The sequence below is a fragment of the Arthrobacter sp. Alg241-R88 genome, assembly GCF_900537115.1.
In the GTDB taxonomy this organism is placed as follows: domain Bacteria; phylum Actinomycetota; class Actinomycetes; order Actinomycetales; family Micrococcaceae; genus Arthrobacter.
Map to the genome: position 1 here is coordinate 1 of NZ_UNRG01000005.1, position 14,510 is coordinate 14,510.

Genomic DNA, 14,510 nt, shown 5'->3' on the forward strand with positions numbered 1-14,510 from the left:
ATCCATCCTGGTCGCCACCTGGCACATCCTCCAAGACCCCGACACCAGGTTCCAGGATCTGGGCCACGACTACGTCCATGCCCGCACCAACCCGGACGCCAGGAAGCACAACCACATCCGCCAACTCGAAGCCCTCGGCTACACCGTGACCCTCACCCCGGTAGCCTGACAACCACACATACTCGCATAAGCCCAAACGTGGCCCGAACGATCAACCACGCCCAACCAACAAAGCCACGTCACCCCATTTTCGGACTAGCGCCAGGTGTCGTTTTGGAGGTTGAAAACGACACTTGGCGCTACTTAGTTGGGGGGCCAGCTGGGGAAAGCTATCCCGCCAGGCCGGCGAGCAGGAAGATCACGGCGGCGATGGCGAAGCCCATCACGCCGATGAGGGTTTCCATCACGGTCCAGGTCTTCAGGGTGGTCTTGACGTCCATGCCGAAGAAGCGGCCCACCAGCCAGAAGCCGGAGTCGTTGACGTGGGAAACCACCACGGAGCCGGCGGCCACGGCGATGACCAGTGCGGCGACCTGCATGCCGTTCAGGCCTGCCAGCGCAACAGCCGGAGCGATCAGTCCCGCGGTGGTGGTGAGGGCCACGGTGGCGGAACCCTGGGCGATGCGCAGGATGGCCGAGATCAGGAAGCCGGCCAGGATCAGCGGGATGCCCAGGTTGCCCAGGACGTCGGCGAGTGCGGCGCCGATTCCGGAGGTGCGCAGGACGCCGCCGAACATGCCGCCGGCACCGGTGATCAGGATGACGGAGCAGACCGGGCCCAGGGAGGATTCGAGCAGTTTCTCCAGTGCGCCGGCGTCCTTGCCGCGCTTGGCGCCCAGGACGAACATGGCCACGATCACGGCAATCAGCAGTGCCACCGGCGTCTCACCGATAGTGCGCAGGACCTGGAACCACTGCTCGTCCTTGACGCCTTCGCTCAACACGCCGGAGGAGGCCAGCGTGTTCAGGCCGGTGTTCATGAAGATCAGGACCAGCGGCAGGAGCAGCAGCCCCACGATGGTGCGGAAGCGCGGCGGGTGGGACTCGGCTTCGGCGCTCGCGTGGCCCAGCAGTTCCGGAACGGGCAGGACGAGCTTCCTGCCGGTGTAGAGGCCGAAGAGGTAGGCGGTGACGTACCAGGTGGGGATGGCGACGATGAGGCCGGCGATGGTCACGAGGCCAACGTTGGCGTCAAAAAAGGCGGACGCGGACACCGGTCCCGGGTGCGGTGGCAGGAAGATGTGCATCACGGAGAACGCGCCGGCGGCGGGCAGGCCGTAGCGGAGCACTCCCCCGCCCAGGCGGTGGGCGACGGCGAAGACGACGGGCAGCATGACCACCAGGCCGGCGTCGAAGAAGATGGGGAAGCCGAAGATCAGCGAGGCAAGGCCCAGGGCGAAGGGTGCACGCTTCTCACCGAAGATGCCGATGAGGTAGTCGGCCAGGACCTTGGCGCCGCCGCTGGTTTCGACGATGCGGCCGAGCATGGCGCCCAGGCCCACGAGGAGTGCCACGGTGCCCAGGGTTGTGCCGAAGCCGTTGATCAGTACGGGCACCACCTGGTTGGCGGGGATGCCGGTGGCGAAGGCGGTCGCGAGGCTGATGACGATCAGGGCGAGCAGCGCGTGCATGCGCAGCTTGATGATCAGGAACAGCAGCGCGACGATCGCGGCCGCAGCGATGAGCAGCAGTGGGCCTGCACCCATCGTTTGAGTCCATCCTTCGATGGTCATGGTTCTCCTTTGAAACAGGGTTTTGTTGGGGTTTGGGGAATCGAAAGTGCTTAGGACGCCTGGCCGGCGGAAAGCTTCAGCGAGGCGATAATGGTTCTAACCAGCTCTTCCGGGGACTTGGAGATGTCCAGGCGGAGGCTTCCGGCTGCCAGTTCCTCGTCGCTGAGCGGTTCCAGGGTTGCCAGCTGGCTGGGCAGTAGCGTGGGCGGCATAAAGTGGCCCTCGCGGCCCTGCATGCGCTGGCCAATCAGGTCCGCTTCGCCGTGGAGGTGCAGGAACAGGACGCGGCCCTCCGCCTGGGCAAGCAGCTGCCGGTAGCTCTGCTTGAGGGCGGAGCAGGTCAGAACGGTGCTCTTGCCGGCCTTGGCCTGGGCGGTCATCCAGTTCTGGATCTCCTGGAGCCAGGGCCAGCGGTCCTCGTCCTGCAGGGGAATGCCCTGGCTCATCTTCTGGATGTTCGACTGGGGGTGGAACTCGTCCGCTTCGGCGCAGGCCCAGCCCAGCTGCTGGGAAAGAGCTGCCGCAATGGTGGACTTGCCGGACCCGGCAACCCCCATCACCACCAGGTGCGTGGCGGGATACTGCATGTTTTACCTCCGAAGAAGACGCCGTTGGCTTAGTGAAGAAAGCTCGTCGCGCATCCCGTGAGGAGGTGCGCTTGGAATAAGGTAGCACCTTTTTGCACGACAGATACTATCTTTCCGTGTCACAAGTCATACCTTTAGGACTTTTTCAGTAAGCTGGAAGAGCGCGCAGGCGCAGAGGAAGGCAGGAAAGATGTCGACGGCGACACCACAGGACGCGGACAACGCGCACGACGGCGGGGCCTCCCCCGCCATGCATGAACGCGTTTTGGAGGCGGTTGGCGTTGCCATTGCTTCCGGCGAATTACCGCCCGGAAGCCGGCTCACCCTGGAGGGGATCCAGCAGGAGTACGGCATTTCCCGGACCGTGGCCCGCGACACCATGAAGGTCCTTGAGTCCATGAACCTGGTGTACTCGCGCCGGCGGGTGGGCATCGTGGTGCAGGAGCGCCGGCTCTGGAATGTTTTTGACCCGAAGCTGGTGCGCTGGCGGCTCGCCTCGGACCGGCGCGAGATCCAGTACAGCAGCCTCACGGAGCTGCGCATCGCCGTCGAACCTATTGCTGCTGCCGGCGCCGCGCGCCGGGCGAGCGCCGCTGAACGGGCGAAGCTGACGTCGCTCGCTGCCGACCTGCGCCGGCTCGGCGAGGCCGGGGAGCTTGAGGCATTCCTGGCGGCGGACATCGAATTCCATTGCCTGCTGCTGGAGAGCTGCGGCAACGAGATGTTCCTTGCGCTGGAGGGGATGGTTGCCGAGGTGCTCACCAGCCGCACCAAGCAGGGGCTGATGCCCTTCAAGCCGCGGAGCGAGGCGCTGCAGGCGCACGAGGATGTTGCTGCTGCTGTCGCTGGCGGCGACGCTGTTGCTGCCGAGAACGCGATGCACCACATCCTCGATGAGGTGCGGAACGCGATGGGGCTGCACTAATCAATGCAAAAAGCAGGGCCGGTCGGTGACCGGCCCTGCTTCGTTGCCAGGTGCTTGGCTGCAGCCGGCAGATTAGCCGGCTACCCGCCGTCGTACGCGCGATGCCTGCACCTGCCGAACACCATAGTCACAGCAGCGACGCATAGGACTCGCTGGGAAGGTTGCCTGCCGCCCACGGCTTGGTGGAGCGGAGGTCGTCCGTACGGCCGCGGTGTTTCCGGCCGTCTGTCAGGACGGTGGAAACGGTAGAGATGAGAACCCAGAGAACAAATAGCAGCAAGCCGATCAGTTCCATTGTTTTGTGCCTCTTGTGAGTGTGGCGGATGTGGTGATTTGAGTGTGTGCGGCGGGCGTGTGAGCAAGCGTGTGAACGCCGCAGACGCCGGGAGCGGCCGGCGGTACCATGAGCCGTATGGCCGAGAATTGGATTCGGCTCCTCGGGCCCCCTGCCATCGAGTCATCCGGCACCACTCACCTGCAGCCCAGAGGCCGCAAGGCCTGGGCAGTGCTTGCCTACCTCGCGTTGCAGGCCGATGGCACCGGCAGGTCCCGCACGGCGTCGCTGCTGTTTCCGGATGCCGCCGATCCCCTCGGTGCCCTGCGCTGGAATTTGTCCGAGCTGCGGCGCGCCCTCGACGGCGTTACGGTGGCCGGCGATCCATTGCGGCTGGAGCTGCTGCCGCCATGGCGCTGCGATGCCCTGGAAGTGGTGGACTCAGCCGCCAATCCTGCCCTGGAGCCCCGCAGCTTCACCGGCCAGTTGCTTGAGGGGTTGTCCTTCGCTGACTGCCCCGTCTTCGATTCATGGCTGGCGGACCAGCGTTACCGCCTCGATAACGTGGTCCAGTCACTGCTCTACGAGGCAGCGCTGGCAGCTCTTGCTTCCGGTGCTCCCGGGGAGGCTGCAGAACTGGCGACCCTGGCTTTGGAGAGAAATCCCTTCCATGCAGACAGCAACGCCGTCCTGGTCAAGGCGCTTGTGGCGTTGGGAGAGCACCGCCGGGCCCGTGAGCACGTCACCAGGTCCGGCGACCTCTACCGGCAGGAGCTCGGCCTGCCGCTGCCCTCGGAAATCCGGCGGGCACTCTCCGCTGCGGCCCCGGAAGCAGATCCCGGAGTGCCGGCCACCGAAGCCACCGTGCGCTCCTATCTCGACGCCGGCGGTTCGTCGCTTTGGGCCGGGGCCGTGGACCGGGGGCTGGAACAGCTGCGGCTCGCCGTGGTACTGGCCCAGCGCACCGGCAACGGCCATCTGCTCGCCGAGTCCCTGGTGACGTTGTCCGCGGCGCTGATCCACCAAGCGGGCGGCCGCGGCGCTGAGGTGGCTGATTTCCTGCACCGCGCGCTGCAGGCGGAAGGGCCCGACGGCGTCTCCCGGACTTCCGCTGCCGCATACCGGGAGCTGGGCTACCTGTCCGTGCAGCGGGGTGTGCCGGACCGCGCTGCCGGCTGGCTGGACCGGGCGATGCTGGCGGCGGAGGGATTCCCCGATGAACAGGCAAGAATCCTGGCGATCCAGGGCATGTTGGCCTCAGACACCGCACGGTACGGGAATGCCGTGACCGCGCTGACGGAGTCCGGAAACCTGGCCAAGGCTCTGGGTAACCGCCGGCAGCAGGCGTTCAGCGAGGCGCTGCTGGGCCGCGTTCGGTTGCTTCGCGGGGAGCTGGAGCAGGCGGCCGACTCCCTGGACCGGACACTGGTCTGGATCGCGGAGGAACACTGGACGTCGTTCGAGCCGTTTGTGGCGGGGGTGCGAGGAGAGACCTACCTGGCCGCCGGGGAACTGGAGCAGGCTGCTGCCATGATCGACCGGTCCTGGGTGATGGCTGATTTGGCCGGGGACCACTGCTACATGGCTTTGGCCGCCGGTGCCGAGGCTCGGCTGTTCATGGAGCACGGCGATCTCACAGCCGCCGAGCACTGGATAGACCGGGGCCTCGAACCCAAGCCGTGGTACCTCTGGTATTCGGCCCGGCTGCTGGATACGGCGGCGGAAGTGTCCATTGCCAGCCGGTCACCGCGTGCCGCTGCTTTTGTGGAGCGGTTGGCAGAGCTGGCGAGCCGGAGCGGGATGCGGGAGTTCGTGGTGCGGGGGCAGTCCCATCGGGCCGTGCTCGGTGACGAAGCGGCAGCACAGGCAGTTCCCTGGCTGGCGAAGGACATCGACAACCCTGCACTGGCCGAGTTCCTGGCGCAGCGGCACCACGGCTGAGCCGGAACCAGCACACTCGGGTTAACAAAAAGCAGGGCCGGTCAGTGACCGGCCCTGCTTTCAAAATTTGAAACCCTTAGGCCCCAGTTTCTCTAAAAATTAGAGGGACTGGATGTTTACGGCCTGGGGACCCTTGGGGCCCTGCTCGGTTTCGAAGGAGACCTTCTGGTTCTCTTCGAGTGAGCGGAAGCCGGAGGAAGCGATCGCAGAGTAGTGTGCGAAAACGTCCTGTGAGGAGTCATCGGGGGAAATGAAGCCGAAGCCCTTTTCAGCGTTAAACCATTTGACGGTACCAGTAGCCATTATTTTTGTCCTTCGTGAAGGTGGAGGAAAAGTCCCGACTTTCGGGTCCTCCGGTGTGGGGTGTTCAAAACCGCTACTTCAGAAGAACGAGGACTTTCGACCCCGCGTACTGCCTGAACTACCAACTGCATAAACACAACAACAGGATCAACCCTACAGGAGATTTGGAGCACCAATTACCACCGGCTTCAGCCGGCACATCCTGCCACCGAATTCGCCCGCCACTCCCCGGGCGAAGTGCGGACCAGACCGTCCCTTTCGGGGCCTCGGCTGGGCCTCGTTTATAGGCTCGCCACGGGGCTGTCAGGAACAGCCGGACCGGGCGTATGGTTCGTTTATGGATCGGATTCGAACCATTTTGCTTCCGGGCTCCATTCTCCCGGCCCAGCCAGCGTACGAGGCCCTGATTGAAGCCCTGGGACCCGAGGTACAGGCAGTCGCCAAGGACCTGGAGCTCTATGCGGGCGACGAGCCTCCGCCTGGCTGGAGCCTGGACACAGAGGTTGACGGCGTACTGCGCCAGGCCGACGCCCTCGGTTGGGAGACCTTCCACCTGGTGGGATACTCCGGGGGCGGCTCAGCTGCCCTGGCATTCGCCGCCAGGCACCCCGACAGGCTGCTCAGCCTGGCGCTGCTTGAGCCCGCCTGGGCCGGGAACTGGGACTGGAGCCCCGGGCACGCGGAACTCTGGAAGAAGTACGGGCAGCTGGAAGCACTCCCTCCGGAGCAGTTCCTGCCCGCCTTTATCAGGCTGGGAGTCAAGCCCGACGCCGTCCTTCCGCCAACGCCGCCAGACCCCCCGCCGCCGTGGATGGCTAAACGGCCCGCGGGCATCAAAGTCTTCCTGCGGTCCTTCAAGGACTACGACTTGGAGAGGGAGCGGCTGGCAGCGTTTCCGCGGCCCGTGTTCTACGCCTTGGGCGGCCTGAGCAACCCGGATGCCTACGGCGAGATTGCCAGCCGGCTGGCAAGGGTGTTTTTCCCGGACTTCCATCTGGAGGTGTTCCCCAAGCGCCACCACTTCGACCCCCCGCACAGGATCGAACCCGGGCGGCTGGCGGAGTTGCTCCGGCGGCACTGGGAGCAGGCGGAAGCCAGCAAGGCCGCCGGCCCTACCGCGGTCCCCCTGCGAGGGTCGCACTGAGCCGTCGCCGTCCAAGTCCGGGCTGGGCAGACTGACGGCGGATGAGGCAGGGCTTACGGCGGCACGTGCCGTACGCCGCCGGCCCGCTCTTCAAATTGCTCCAGAAATTACCCATCCGAAGTGCGATATTGCCCGAATAGCTGGCATAACCCCTTGGGGTTGGCAGGCATAACCACCTGATCCAGACACACATATCGCATTCAGGAGATCACCATGGCAACACACACAAACACCGGCATGGCCACCCGCACCAACGTGCAAAAGGCATCGATGGCAGTGGGCGCAGTGTTCCTGCTGGTCGGCGTCCTGGGCTTCGTTCCAGGCATCACAGCCAACTTTGACCAACTGCACTTCGCCGGCCACCACTCCGAGGCCCTGCTGCTGGGCCTCTTCCAGGTCTCGGCCCTGCACAACATCGTCCACCTGCTCTTCGGCGTGGCCGGTATCGTCCTGGCCAAGACCGCTGGCGGCGCCCGATCCTTCCTGCTCTACGGCGGCATCATCTACCTGGTCCTCTTCGTCTATGGCCTGGTGATCCCGCAGGATTCGGCCGGAAACTTCGTCCCGCTGAACGGCTTCGACAACATCCTGCACCTGCTGCTCGGCGTCGGCATGGTGGCCCTGGCGCTCGTCCTCACCAAGGGGCACACCAAGGCACGCGCCTAGGGCGTGTCTCCTAAAGCTGTCAGCCAAATGCTGATTGCCCGCAGGACTGCTCCGCCACGATAGGTGAGTGCGAGTTTGTCGTAGCGGGTTGCCAGTGCGCGCCATTGCTTGAAGATATTGAAGTTCCGTTCGACGACGTTCCGGCCTTTGTAATCCTCTCTGTCGAAAGCCGGAGGTCTGCCGCCCGTGGATCCACGTCGTTTTCGATGACCGATTTGGTCGGATGGTTGCGGGATAACAGCGACGATGCCGCGGTCGCGAAGGTGGGCTCGGATGGCTTTGGATGAGTAGGCCTTGTCGCCGCGGACTCGGTCTGGGCGGGTGCGTGGCCTGCCCGGACCGGCCCGGTTGATCTTCAGCTGGTCCATCAAATGGGTGAACATGGGTGCATCTCCGCCTTGGCCGGGGGCAACCAGAAGCACCAGCGGCCTGCCTCTACCGTCAACCAAAGCGTGAATCTTTGTGCTCAAGCCACCGCGGGACCGCCCAATGGCGTGGTCGTCCGGTTCAGCAAACAGATTCATGTAATTCGAGCGGGCCCCCTGTGGTGCGCGGAAGGTTGGTGCCGTGCTGGTGGGCGCGGTTCACTGTCGAGTCAACCGAGACCGACCAATCCACTACACCGCGGGCATCGGCCACCGTTAGCAGCGCTGCCAGGATGCTGTCCCAGGTTCCGTCTCCGCTGTAGCGGCGGTGGCGCTTCCAGATGGTCTGCCACGGACCGAACTCGGCCGGCACATCCCGCCAGGCAATCCCGCACCGGTACCGATAGATGATTCCCTCGACCACTCGGCGGTCGTCCCGGAAAGGACGGCCCCGGCGGCCAGCAGAAGTCGGCAGCAACGGCTGGATGCGGGCCCACTGCCCATCAGTCAATACAGAAGTGCGAGACACCCCTCAAGCATCGAGGCCGAGGCGCACAGTATTTAGGAGACACGCCCTAAGCGCCTCCATCGGCGCTAACAGCCCTCGGACCAGCGCAATGGCCCCGAACCACAGCTTCGGCTGTGGTCGGGGCCATTGTCACGTCCCGGGGAAGCTAGGGGCGCGGCCGGTTACGGTGAGCCGGACGGGCCCGTCCGGCTCACCGCTCGCTGACGGCGTCGTCTGCGTCCACGCGGCCGTGCTCCCAGTAGGTGCCAGTGCCTTCGATCGGCTCGGCGGTGGATTCGATATCTTCCCGGACTGACTCGTTGGTGGTGCGGGGATGGGAGCTCCAGACAAGTGCAGCAACACCGGCAACGATCGGTGAAGCCATGGACGTTCCACTGGCAAGGTCATAACCGGTCTGGCTGCCGCTCTGGATGCCCAGCAGAAACGGATGGTTGGGGAACGTTGAATAGACGTCGACACCCGGCGCCGCCACGTCCACCCACTCTCCATGGGTTGAGAAGGGTGCTTTCAGATCATTATTGTCGGTTGCCGCCACGGCCATGACCTTTGGATATGCCGCCGGATAGATCTGGGCCTGGGTACCGGCATTTCCCGCTGCGGCCACGAGGACCACGCCCTTGTCCCATGCGTTCTGGATGGCGGTTTCGAGGGTGCGTGACGGAACGGACTGCCCCAGGCTCATGTTGATTACCTTGGCCCCGTTTGCCACTGCCCAGTCGATGCCCTCGGCAACGGCTGAGCTGGAACCGGCCCCGTTGTCGTCGAGCACTTTGACATCCAGGATGGTGCAGTCAGGGCATACGCCGGCGACGCCTGCGGAGTTGTGTTCGGCGGCAACGATTCCGGCGACATGGGTGCCGTGGCCGTACCTGTCGTGGTCCGCGGGTTCATCGATGATCGTGGTGCTGAAGTTGGCCCGCGCAACCACCTTGTGCGAGATGTCCTCGTGGTCTATCGCCACCCCTGAATCGATGATGGCCACCCTGGTACCGCTTCCCCTGGTGACGTTCCACGCTGCGACAGCGTCCACGTCGGCGTCCCTGGTGCCCGCCGGCACAGTAAGCGTGCTGGCGGTATCCGTGAACGACTGCCCAACGTTGTGAAGAGCGTACTGGCGTTCAAAGTAGGGATCGGCTGTGGTGGCAGTAACCACCTCATCCGGCTCGGCATACTCAACGTCCGGATTGCTGCTCAACTCCTGGATGAGTTGTGCTTTTTTCCCACGGGGCGCTTTCACGAGGACGGCGCCGGTGCTTCCGATGGTCGCGCTCGAGTTAAGGCCTTTCTGGCGAAGCAGGCCTGGTGCAGCAGCATCGTCACGGAATTTGACCATAATTTGCCCCGCGTCTGGGGATGAGCCAGGCGCTGCATTGCCGGGGGATGCCAGTGCGATTCCGCCAAGCGACATCATTGCCGCTGCGAAGCTAGCCACTATACGTCGTTTCATTTCGCAATTTTGCCCCTACCCGGACCGGCCGGGGTAGGGGAGTTCGGCTACTCCCCTACCTAATCCCGCCCTAACCAGGTGCCATTGTGCGGCCTAAGGGCAAACGCTACGATGCTGCCGGGGAGAGGTCCTGGTCTCGCATAACGACCATGAGGTGCCCATGACCGACTTCTTCACCATGCAGCCCGGCGAGACCGCGGCCCCCGTCCCACCGGGGCCCGTCCTGTGCACCGGGACGGCGGGCATGCGGCGCATTCACCGCGTTTTCCTTTGGGCCTATGAGGAGGCCCCCGGCCTGGTGCGTTCCGCCGCTCCTGGCGACACCGCCCGCGCCGCCTACGTGGGCGAAGTGCTAAGCAACTTCGACAAGCTGCTCCACCTCCACCATGAGAGCGAGGACGAGCTCATGTACCCGCAGCTGGCCGAACGGGCACCGGCGTGCGCCCTTCACGTGGGCCAGATGCTCGAGCAACACCGCCAGGTCACACAACGGCTGGAGAACATCGAACCCGTCCGCCTGCGCTGGATGGAAACGGCAGACGCAGCGACCGGCCAGGAACTGGCTGAGCGCTACGAGGACCTGAAGGCTGTCCTCAATGTGCATCTGCGCCGGGAGGTCACCGAGGTGATGCCCGCCGTGGACAAGGTGATGACGCAGAAGGAGATGAAGGCAGCCGCGGAGCACGGGAGCAGCCAGGTCAGCAACAAGTTCCTGGTGGGCTACCTCGGCATGGTGCTCGCCACGAATCCGCCCGCAGACCGGAAGGAACTGTTCAAAGAGATCCCCGTGCCGGTCCGTCTGGCCTACCGTCTCGTCGGGCGCAGGATGTACCGGAAGCAGTATTCGACGCTCTTCCCGGGACGTCCGGTTCCCGAGACGCTTTAGTCCGGGCTGCGGGTTTGCGCAGGCTCAAGCACCAGGCCAAGGGCCGGCTGCCGCCGCCGCGCCCTTGGACCTAAAGGACGACGGCGGCGGTCGCCTTGCTGTTCTACGTCACCGCTGCTTCGTCTGCCTCGTCCAAGGGCTGGGCGGCGGGTCCTACTACTGCTACGGCGCGGAACGCGTACCCGAGTCCGTGCCCTGCCCCGTCGTTGGGACGAAGTTCCAGTCAAAGGACCCGTCCTCCCGCAGTGTCATCCGAAGGAACCCGTGCGTGTCGCTCAACCGCTCCTCGATGTACGACGGATCACTGGCGAAGGTGCGCAGACCGATACCTCCCGTGGAAACCTGGAACGCTGTCATCCCATCTTCGACGCACTCGTCCTCGTTGTTTACCGGGCATGACCGTTCATAGTTGTGTTGTGACCCTGACAGGGTCAGCCGGACCCGGTGCTTCCACATCACGTCGATCCACGGCTTGTGGTTCTTTGCCCGCTCATGCTCTTCCGTGTTCGATGTGAAGTACGGTTCGTGGTACACCACTGCCAGGTGCTTTCCGGCCGCCTTGGCAGCGGCAAGGTCCTCGTCCAGCCAGGTAGTCGTCTCCATAGCCTTCGTGGTGTCATAGCGCCACTGCGCGGAGGACAGGAACGCGAAGTGCCAGTTCCCGAAGTCCTTGGAGTACGGTTGCCCGTTCTCGATGAACCCACGCTCCTGGTTGATCGCAGCCTTCGCGTCAGACCCCGGGCATTCGCCATTCATGAAGTTGTCGAGGTCTTCGTTCCGGCCGGGCCTCCAGTCATGGCTCGGGCCGGACACCCAGTACAGCTTGGGCATCGTGCCACCCCACAGCCGCGCCCAGTAGTCCACGTAGTCCTCGCAGCGCGCGATGTCGTACTGGAAGTCCCCGAGCCCCAGGAAAGCGTCAATCTCGTTGTTCTGCACGAGCCGGGTGATCGCCGCGCCGTTCATGCCGGACGGGCTGTCAGTCTTAGTGGTCTTGGGACCGTTCATGTCACCGACAGCAGCGATCCGAACATCACCAGGGGCCGGTGGCGGACCCGTCGTAGTCGCCGTTGGGGACGGCGGCTCAGGCGGCTCCGGAGGGCTTGTGCAGCCCGCGGCAGAGAGCGCCAGGAAGGCAGCGGCGGCTGCGGCCACACTGCGGAAGGATCTGTGACGAGGGAGTGCTGCATGCATCCGATACCCCTTCGAGAAGCCGGACCGCAGGCCGGCTTCCAAGACAGCCAAGCTCCGCGGCACCTTGATAGTCCGTCAGGCCGAGACTGCTGTCAAGGGCGCGCGATGCCCTGACCTGCGACAGCAGGACGCAGGGGCACTTTGCAGCAGAATCCACCCCTGATCCCAAGGTTTTTACAGGGTGCAGTCCTAGTCTTTAAGCAGCGTGTATTTCGTCTCCGGTGAAGAAGGCGGGCCCTATGCGGGTGCTGATGGTCGAGGATGAACAGATGCTGGGTGAAACGGTGCGCCGAGGCCTGTCCAACGAGGGGTTCGTCGTTGAGGTCACCCATGACGGCGTCAGCGGGCTGTGGGCTGCGACGGAGAACATCTACGACGTCATCCTCCTGGACGTCATGCTGCCGTTGAAGAACGGTTATGAAGTCTTGAAGGAGATCCGGGAACGGAGAATCTGGACCCCGGTGCTGATGCTGACGGCAAAGGACGGGGAATACGACCAGGCCGATGCCTTCGATCTCGGAGCCGATGACTACCTCACGAAGCCCTTCAGTTTCCTGATCCTGGTGGCCCGCATCCGCGCCCTGATTCGCCGTGGTGCCCCAGAACGGCCTGCTGTGCTGTCGCTGGGGTCACTGGTCCTGGACCCTGCGCGGCGGACGGTCTGCCGGGGTGACCGCGCCATCGTACTGACCGCCCGAGAATACGGACTGCTGCAATACCTGATGCGGCGCCACGACCAGGTGGTATCCAAGGCGGAGATCCTGGACAACGTGTGGGATCCGGCCTTCGAAGGCGGCGACAACGTGGTGGAGGTATACATCGGCTACCTCCGGCGGAAGATCGACATTCCGTTCAATCTGCATACCTTGGCCACTGTTCGGGGTATGGGCTACGTCCTCACCGCGGACGCAGCCTCACGGCGGACTTAGCTTTGGAAGCGGAGACGGCAGCCGGTCACCACGATGATGGTCCGGAAGCCCGACTGGATCGGCCCGCGGGAAGACGAGCTCGAACCGGCACTCGCCAGCAGGGCTTTCGGTAGCACTGATGGTGCCGTGATGTGCCGCCATAATGCTTTCCGCGATGGCCAGTCCCAGGCCGCTGCCCCCGCTTCCGCGCGTCCGGCTTTCATCCAGCCGGACGAAGCGGCCGAAGATCCGGAGACGGTCGCCTTCCGGCACGAGGTCGCCGTCGTTGTCGACGGCGAGGACGGCCTCGCCGGGGCGGGTGTCGAGGGTGATCCTAATGCGGGAGCGGGCATGCTTGTCCGCGTTGTCCAGCACGTTCCGCAGCACCTGCCCAAGCCGCATCGGGTCACCCTGGATCCGCACCGGCCGGAGGTCCGCCTCAATGCGGTGCGCGCTGGTGGCCCGCAGGCGGCGAATCTCATCCTGCACCACATGGTCCAAGTCGACGTCCGTCACGTCGATCCGTAGCCCGCCGTCGTCGGATTTGGCCAGGGTCAGCAGGTTTTCGACGAGATAGCGCATCCGGGCTGTTTCATCGGCAAGGACATCCTTCAACTCGTTCCATGTTGCGCCGGTGGAGTCCGCGGAAGCCACCTCAACCGCAGCACTGAGGGTTGCCAGCGGACTCCGGAGCTCGTGGCTGGCGTCGGAGACAAACCGCCGCTGTTCCTGTTCGGACGCCTGGAGCCTGTCCAGCATGCTGTTCATCGTCAAGGCCAGGGCAGTAATTTCATCAGCCGTCGGCGGCACGTCCACCCGTCCGCTGAGCCTGTGAACGTTGATACGCGATACTTGGCGCCGGATCCGCTGCACCTGTTGGAGGGAACGCCCCACCAGCTCCCACACCAGGAGGCCAACAGCCGCGAGCAGCACCGGCGTCAGACCCAGCATGAGCCACGCGACGGTTGAGACGGTATCCGCCTGGACCTGGACTGTGGACGCAACCGCCACCGTGTAGGTCTTCCCGCGTACCGGGACCCCCTTGGCGACGACAAGGAAATCATCGCTGTCGCCCAGTTCGGGCAGTCCGGGCACTTTCTGTGTCAGGACCTCTCCCGCTGATGGCCGCAAGGAAGTCACGGGCTGTTCAGCTCCGGCGGAATCAGAGGACGCGAAAACAGTTCCGGCAGGCGTCAGGATCTGCACGTATTGTCCGGCGTGAGCGGTGGTCATGATGTACTCGGCCGCTTCTTCCACGTCATGGTCCGCCATCTGGGCAATCACGTCGTCAGCCTTGCGCAGGGCGGCCGTCTCAGTGGATGCGCTGAGATACGTCTGCAACAGGATCAGCAGGATGGACCCGGCGACGAGGAGCGCGCCTGCCACCACCACCACCGCGCTGGCCGTGGCACGCTTGCGGACGCCCCAGCGTGTCCTGCCGGGACGGAAGCGCTCCGCAAGGGAGCGGGGACCCGTGCTTTCGGGATCCATGCCTTAAGAATGGTCCGTTCCGGGGCAAGGAACAAACCCCCTTCCGCAGGGTGCGGGGAAGCCGGCTTTCGGAGGTGAATTCTCAGCTTCCTCTTATCCAGCACGGCGTACCGTCCT

At 64.4% G+C, this 14,510-nt stretch carries 14 protein-coding genes; 6 read left to right on the top strand and 8 right to left on the bottom strand.

Annotation, left to right across the window (positions count from 1 at the left end):
- Nucleotides 1-329 precede the first annotated feature (329 nt).
- The gene (locus G6R19_RS12310; protein ID WP_163165336.1) at nt 330-1,733 is read right to left on the bottom strand and encodes a GntP family permease; all 1,404 of its coding nucleotides are present in this window, start codon (nt 1,731-1,733) and stop codon (nt 330-332) included.
- Nucleotides 1,734-1,783: 50 nt separating this feature from the next.
- On the bottom strand, nt 1,784-2,320 hold the full coding sequence (locus tag G6R19_RS12315) for a gluconokinase (protein WP_163165338.1): 537 nt from the start codon (nt 2,318-2,320) through the stop codon (nt 1,784-1,786).
- Between the two features lie 190 nt (nt 2,321-2,510).
- On the opposite strand from G6R19_RS12315, the gene G6R19_RS12320 reads away from it, so the two are divergent.
- Nucleotides 2,511-3,245: an FCD domain-containing protein gene (locus tag G6R19_RS12320; RefSeq protein ID WP_163165340.1), complete on the top strand. Its 735-nt coding sequence runs from the start codon at nt 2,511-2,513 to the stop codon at nt 3,243-3,245.
- A gap of 127 nt (nt 3,246-3,372) precedes the next feature.
- Here the strand turns inward: G6R19_RS12320 and G6R19_RS20235 are convergent, their stop codons facing one another.
- Nucleotides 3,373-3,540 (bottom strand): hypothetical protein, encoded by a 168-nt coding sequence (locus G6R19_RS20235; protein ID WP_205484388.1) that lies wholly within the window; start codon nt 3,538-3,540, stop codon nt 3,373-3,375.
- Between the two features lie 117 nt (nt 3,541-3,657).
- Here G6R19_RS20235 and G6R19_RS12325 point away from each other — a divergent pair, with 117 nt between their 5' ends.
- Entirely contained in the window at nt 3,658-5,460 is a 1,803-nt protein-coding gene (locus G6R19_RS12325) for an SARP family transcriptional regulator (protein ID WP_240341858.1), read from the top strand.
- A 99-nt stretch (nt 5,461-5,559) separates the two neighbouring features.
- On the opposite strand, the gene G6R19_RS12330 is transcribed toward G6R19_RS12325, so the two are convergent.
- Nucleotides 5,560-5,763, bottom strand: a complete 204-nt coding sequence (locus G6R19_RS12330) for a cold-shock protein (RefSeq protein WP_066274236.1) — start codon at nt 5,761-5,763, stop codon at nt 5,560-5,562.
- A 337-nt stretch (nt 5,764-6,100) separates the two neighbouring features.
- On the opposite strand from G6R19_RS12330, the gene G6R19_RS12335 reads away from it, so the two are divergent.
- Nucleotides 6,101-6,907 (top strand): alpha/beta hydrolase, encoded by an 807-nt coding sequence (locus G6R19_RS12335; RefSeq protein ID WP_163165344.1) that lies wholly within the window; start codon nt 6,101-6,103, stop codon nt 6,905-6,907.
- A 213-nt stretch (nt 6,908-7,120) separates the two neighbouring features.
- Nucleotides 7,121-7,573 (top strand): DUF4383 domain-containing protein, encoded by a 453-nt coding sequence (locus tag G6R19_RS12340; protein WP_163165346.1) that lies wholly within the window; start codon nt 7,121-7,123, stop codon nt 7,571-7,573.
- Here the strand turns inward: G6R19_RS12340 and G6R19_RS12345 are convergent.
- Nucleotides 7,570-8,467, bottom strand: a protein-coding gene (locus G6R19_RS12345; protein WP_205484390.1) for an IS5 family transposase whose coding sequence is annotated in 2 segments (ribosomal slippage) — nt 7,570-8,115 and nt 8,117-8,467 — 897 coding nt in all. Because the reading frame shifts where the segments join, the coding sequence is not laid out codon by codon here. The genes G6R19_RS12340 and G6R19_RS12345 overlap by 4 nt on opposite strands.
- 190 nt (nt 8,468-8,657) lie before the next feature.
- Nucleotides 8,658-9,914: a S8 family serine peptidase gene (locus G6R19_RS12350; protein WP_163165348.1), complete on the bottom strand. Its 1,257-nt coding sequence runs from the start codon at nt 9,912-9,914 to the stop codon at nt 8,658-8,660.
- Nucleotides 9,915-10,074: 160 nt separating this feature from the next.
- Here G6R19_RS12350 and G6R19_RS12355 point away from each other — a divergent pair, with 160 nt between their 5' ends.
- Nucleotides 10,075-10,800: a hemerythrin domain-containing protein gene (locus G6R19_RS12355; protein WP_163165350.1), complete on the top strand. Its 726-nt coding sequence runs from the start codon at nt 10,075-10,077 to the stop codon at nt 10,798-10,800.
- A gap of 162 nt (nt 10,801-10,962) precedes the next feature.
- Here G6R19_RS12355 and G6R19_RS12360 read toward each other — a convergent pair whose 3' ends face one another.
- Nucleotides 10,963-11,808, bottom strand: a complete 846-nt coding sequence (locus G6R19_RS12360) for a hypothetical protein (protein WP_240341859.1) — start codon at nt 11,806-11,808, stop codon at nt 10,963-10,965.
- 425 nt (nt 11,809-12,233) lie between these two features.
- Between G6R19_RS12360 and G6R19_RS12365 the strand changes: the two genes are divergently transcribed.
- Nucleotides 12,234-12,923, top strand: a complete 690-nt coding sequence (locus G6R19_RS12365; protein WP_163165354.1) for a response regulator transcription factor — start codon at nt 12,234-12,236, stop codon at nt 12,921-12,923.
- Here the strand turns inward: G6R19_RS12365 and G6R19_RS12370 are convergent.
- Nucleotides 12,909-14,393, bottom strand: coding sequence for an ATP-binding protein (locus G6R19_RS12370; RefSeq protein ID WP_163165356.1), 1,485 nt, complete (start codon nt 14,391-14,393; stop codon nt 12,909-12,911). The genes G6R19_RS12365 and G6R19_RS12370 overlap by 15 nt on opposite strands.
- Between the last annotated feature and the right edge of the window lie 117 nt (nt 14,394-14,510).

Coding starts and splice junctions, on each gene's coding strand:
- G6R19_RS12310 (WP_163165336.1), bottom strand. CDS start 1,733: ATGACCATCGAAGGATGGACTCAAACGATGGGTGCAGGCCCACTGCTG.
- G6R19_RS12315 (WP_163165338.1), bottom strand. CDS start 2,320: ATGCAGTATCCCGCCACGCACCTGGTGGTGATGGGGGTTGCCGGGTCC.
- G6R19_RS12320 (WP_163165340.1), top strand. CDS start 2,511: ATGTCGACGGCGACACCACAGGACGCGGACAACGCGCACGACGGCGGG.
- G6R19_RS20235 (WP_205484388.1), bottom strand. CDS start 3,540: ATGGAACTGATCGGCTTGCTGCTATTTGTTCTCTGGGTTCTCATCTCT.
- G6R19_RS12325 (WP_240341858.1), top strand. CDS start 3,658: ATGGCCGAGAATTGGATTCGGCTCCTCGGGCCCCCTGCCATCGAGTCA.
- G6R19_RS12330 (WP_066274236.1), bottom strand. CDS start 5,763: ATGGCTACTGGTACCGTCAAATGGTTTAACGCTGAAAAGGGCTTCGGC.
- G6R19_RS12335 (WP_163165344.1), top strand. CDS start 6,101: ATGGATCGGATTCGAACCATTTTGCTTCCGGGCTCCATTCTCCCGGCC.
- G6R19_RS12340 (WP_163165346.1), top strand. CDS start 7,121: ATGGCAACACACACAAACACCGGCATGGCCACCCGCACCAACGTGCAA.
- G6R19_RS12350 (WP_163165348.1), bottom strand. CDS start 9,914: ATGAAACGACGTATAGTGGCTAGCTTCGCAGCGGCAATGATGTCGCTT.
- G6R19_RS12355 (WP_163165350.1), top strand. CDS start 10,075: ATGACCGACTTCTTCACCATGCAGCCCGGCGAGACCGCGGCCCCCGTC.
- G6R19_RS12360 (WP_240341859.1), bottom strand. CDS start 11,808: ATGAACGGTCCCAAGACCACTAAGACTGACAGCCCGTCCGGCATGAAC.
- G6R19_RS12365 (WP_163165354.1), top strand. CDS start 12,234: ATGCGGGTGCTGATGGTCGAGGATGAACAGATGCTGGGTGAAACGGTG.
- G6R19_RS12370 (WP_163165356.1), bottom strand. CDS start 14,393: ATGGATCCCGAAAGCACGGGTCCCCGCTCCCTTGCGGAGCGCTTCCGT.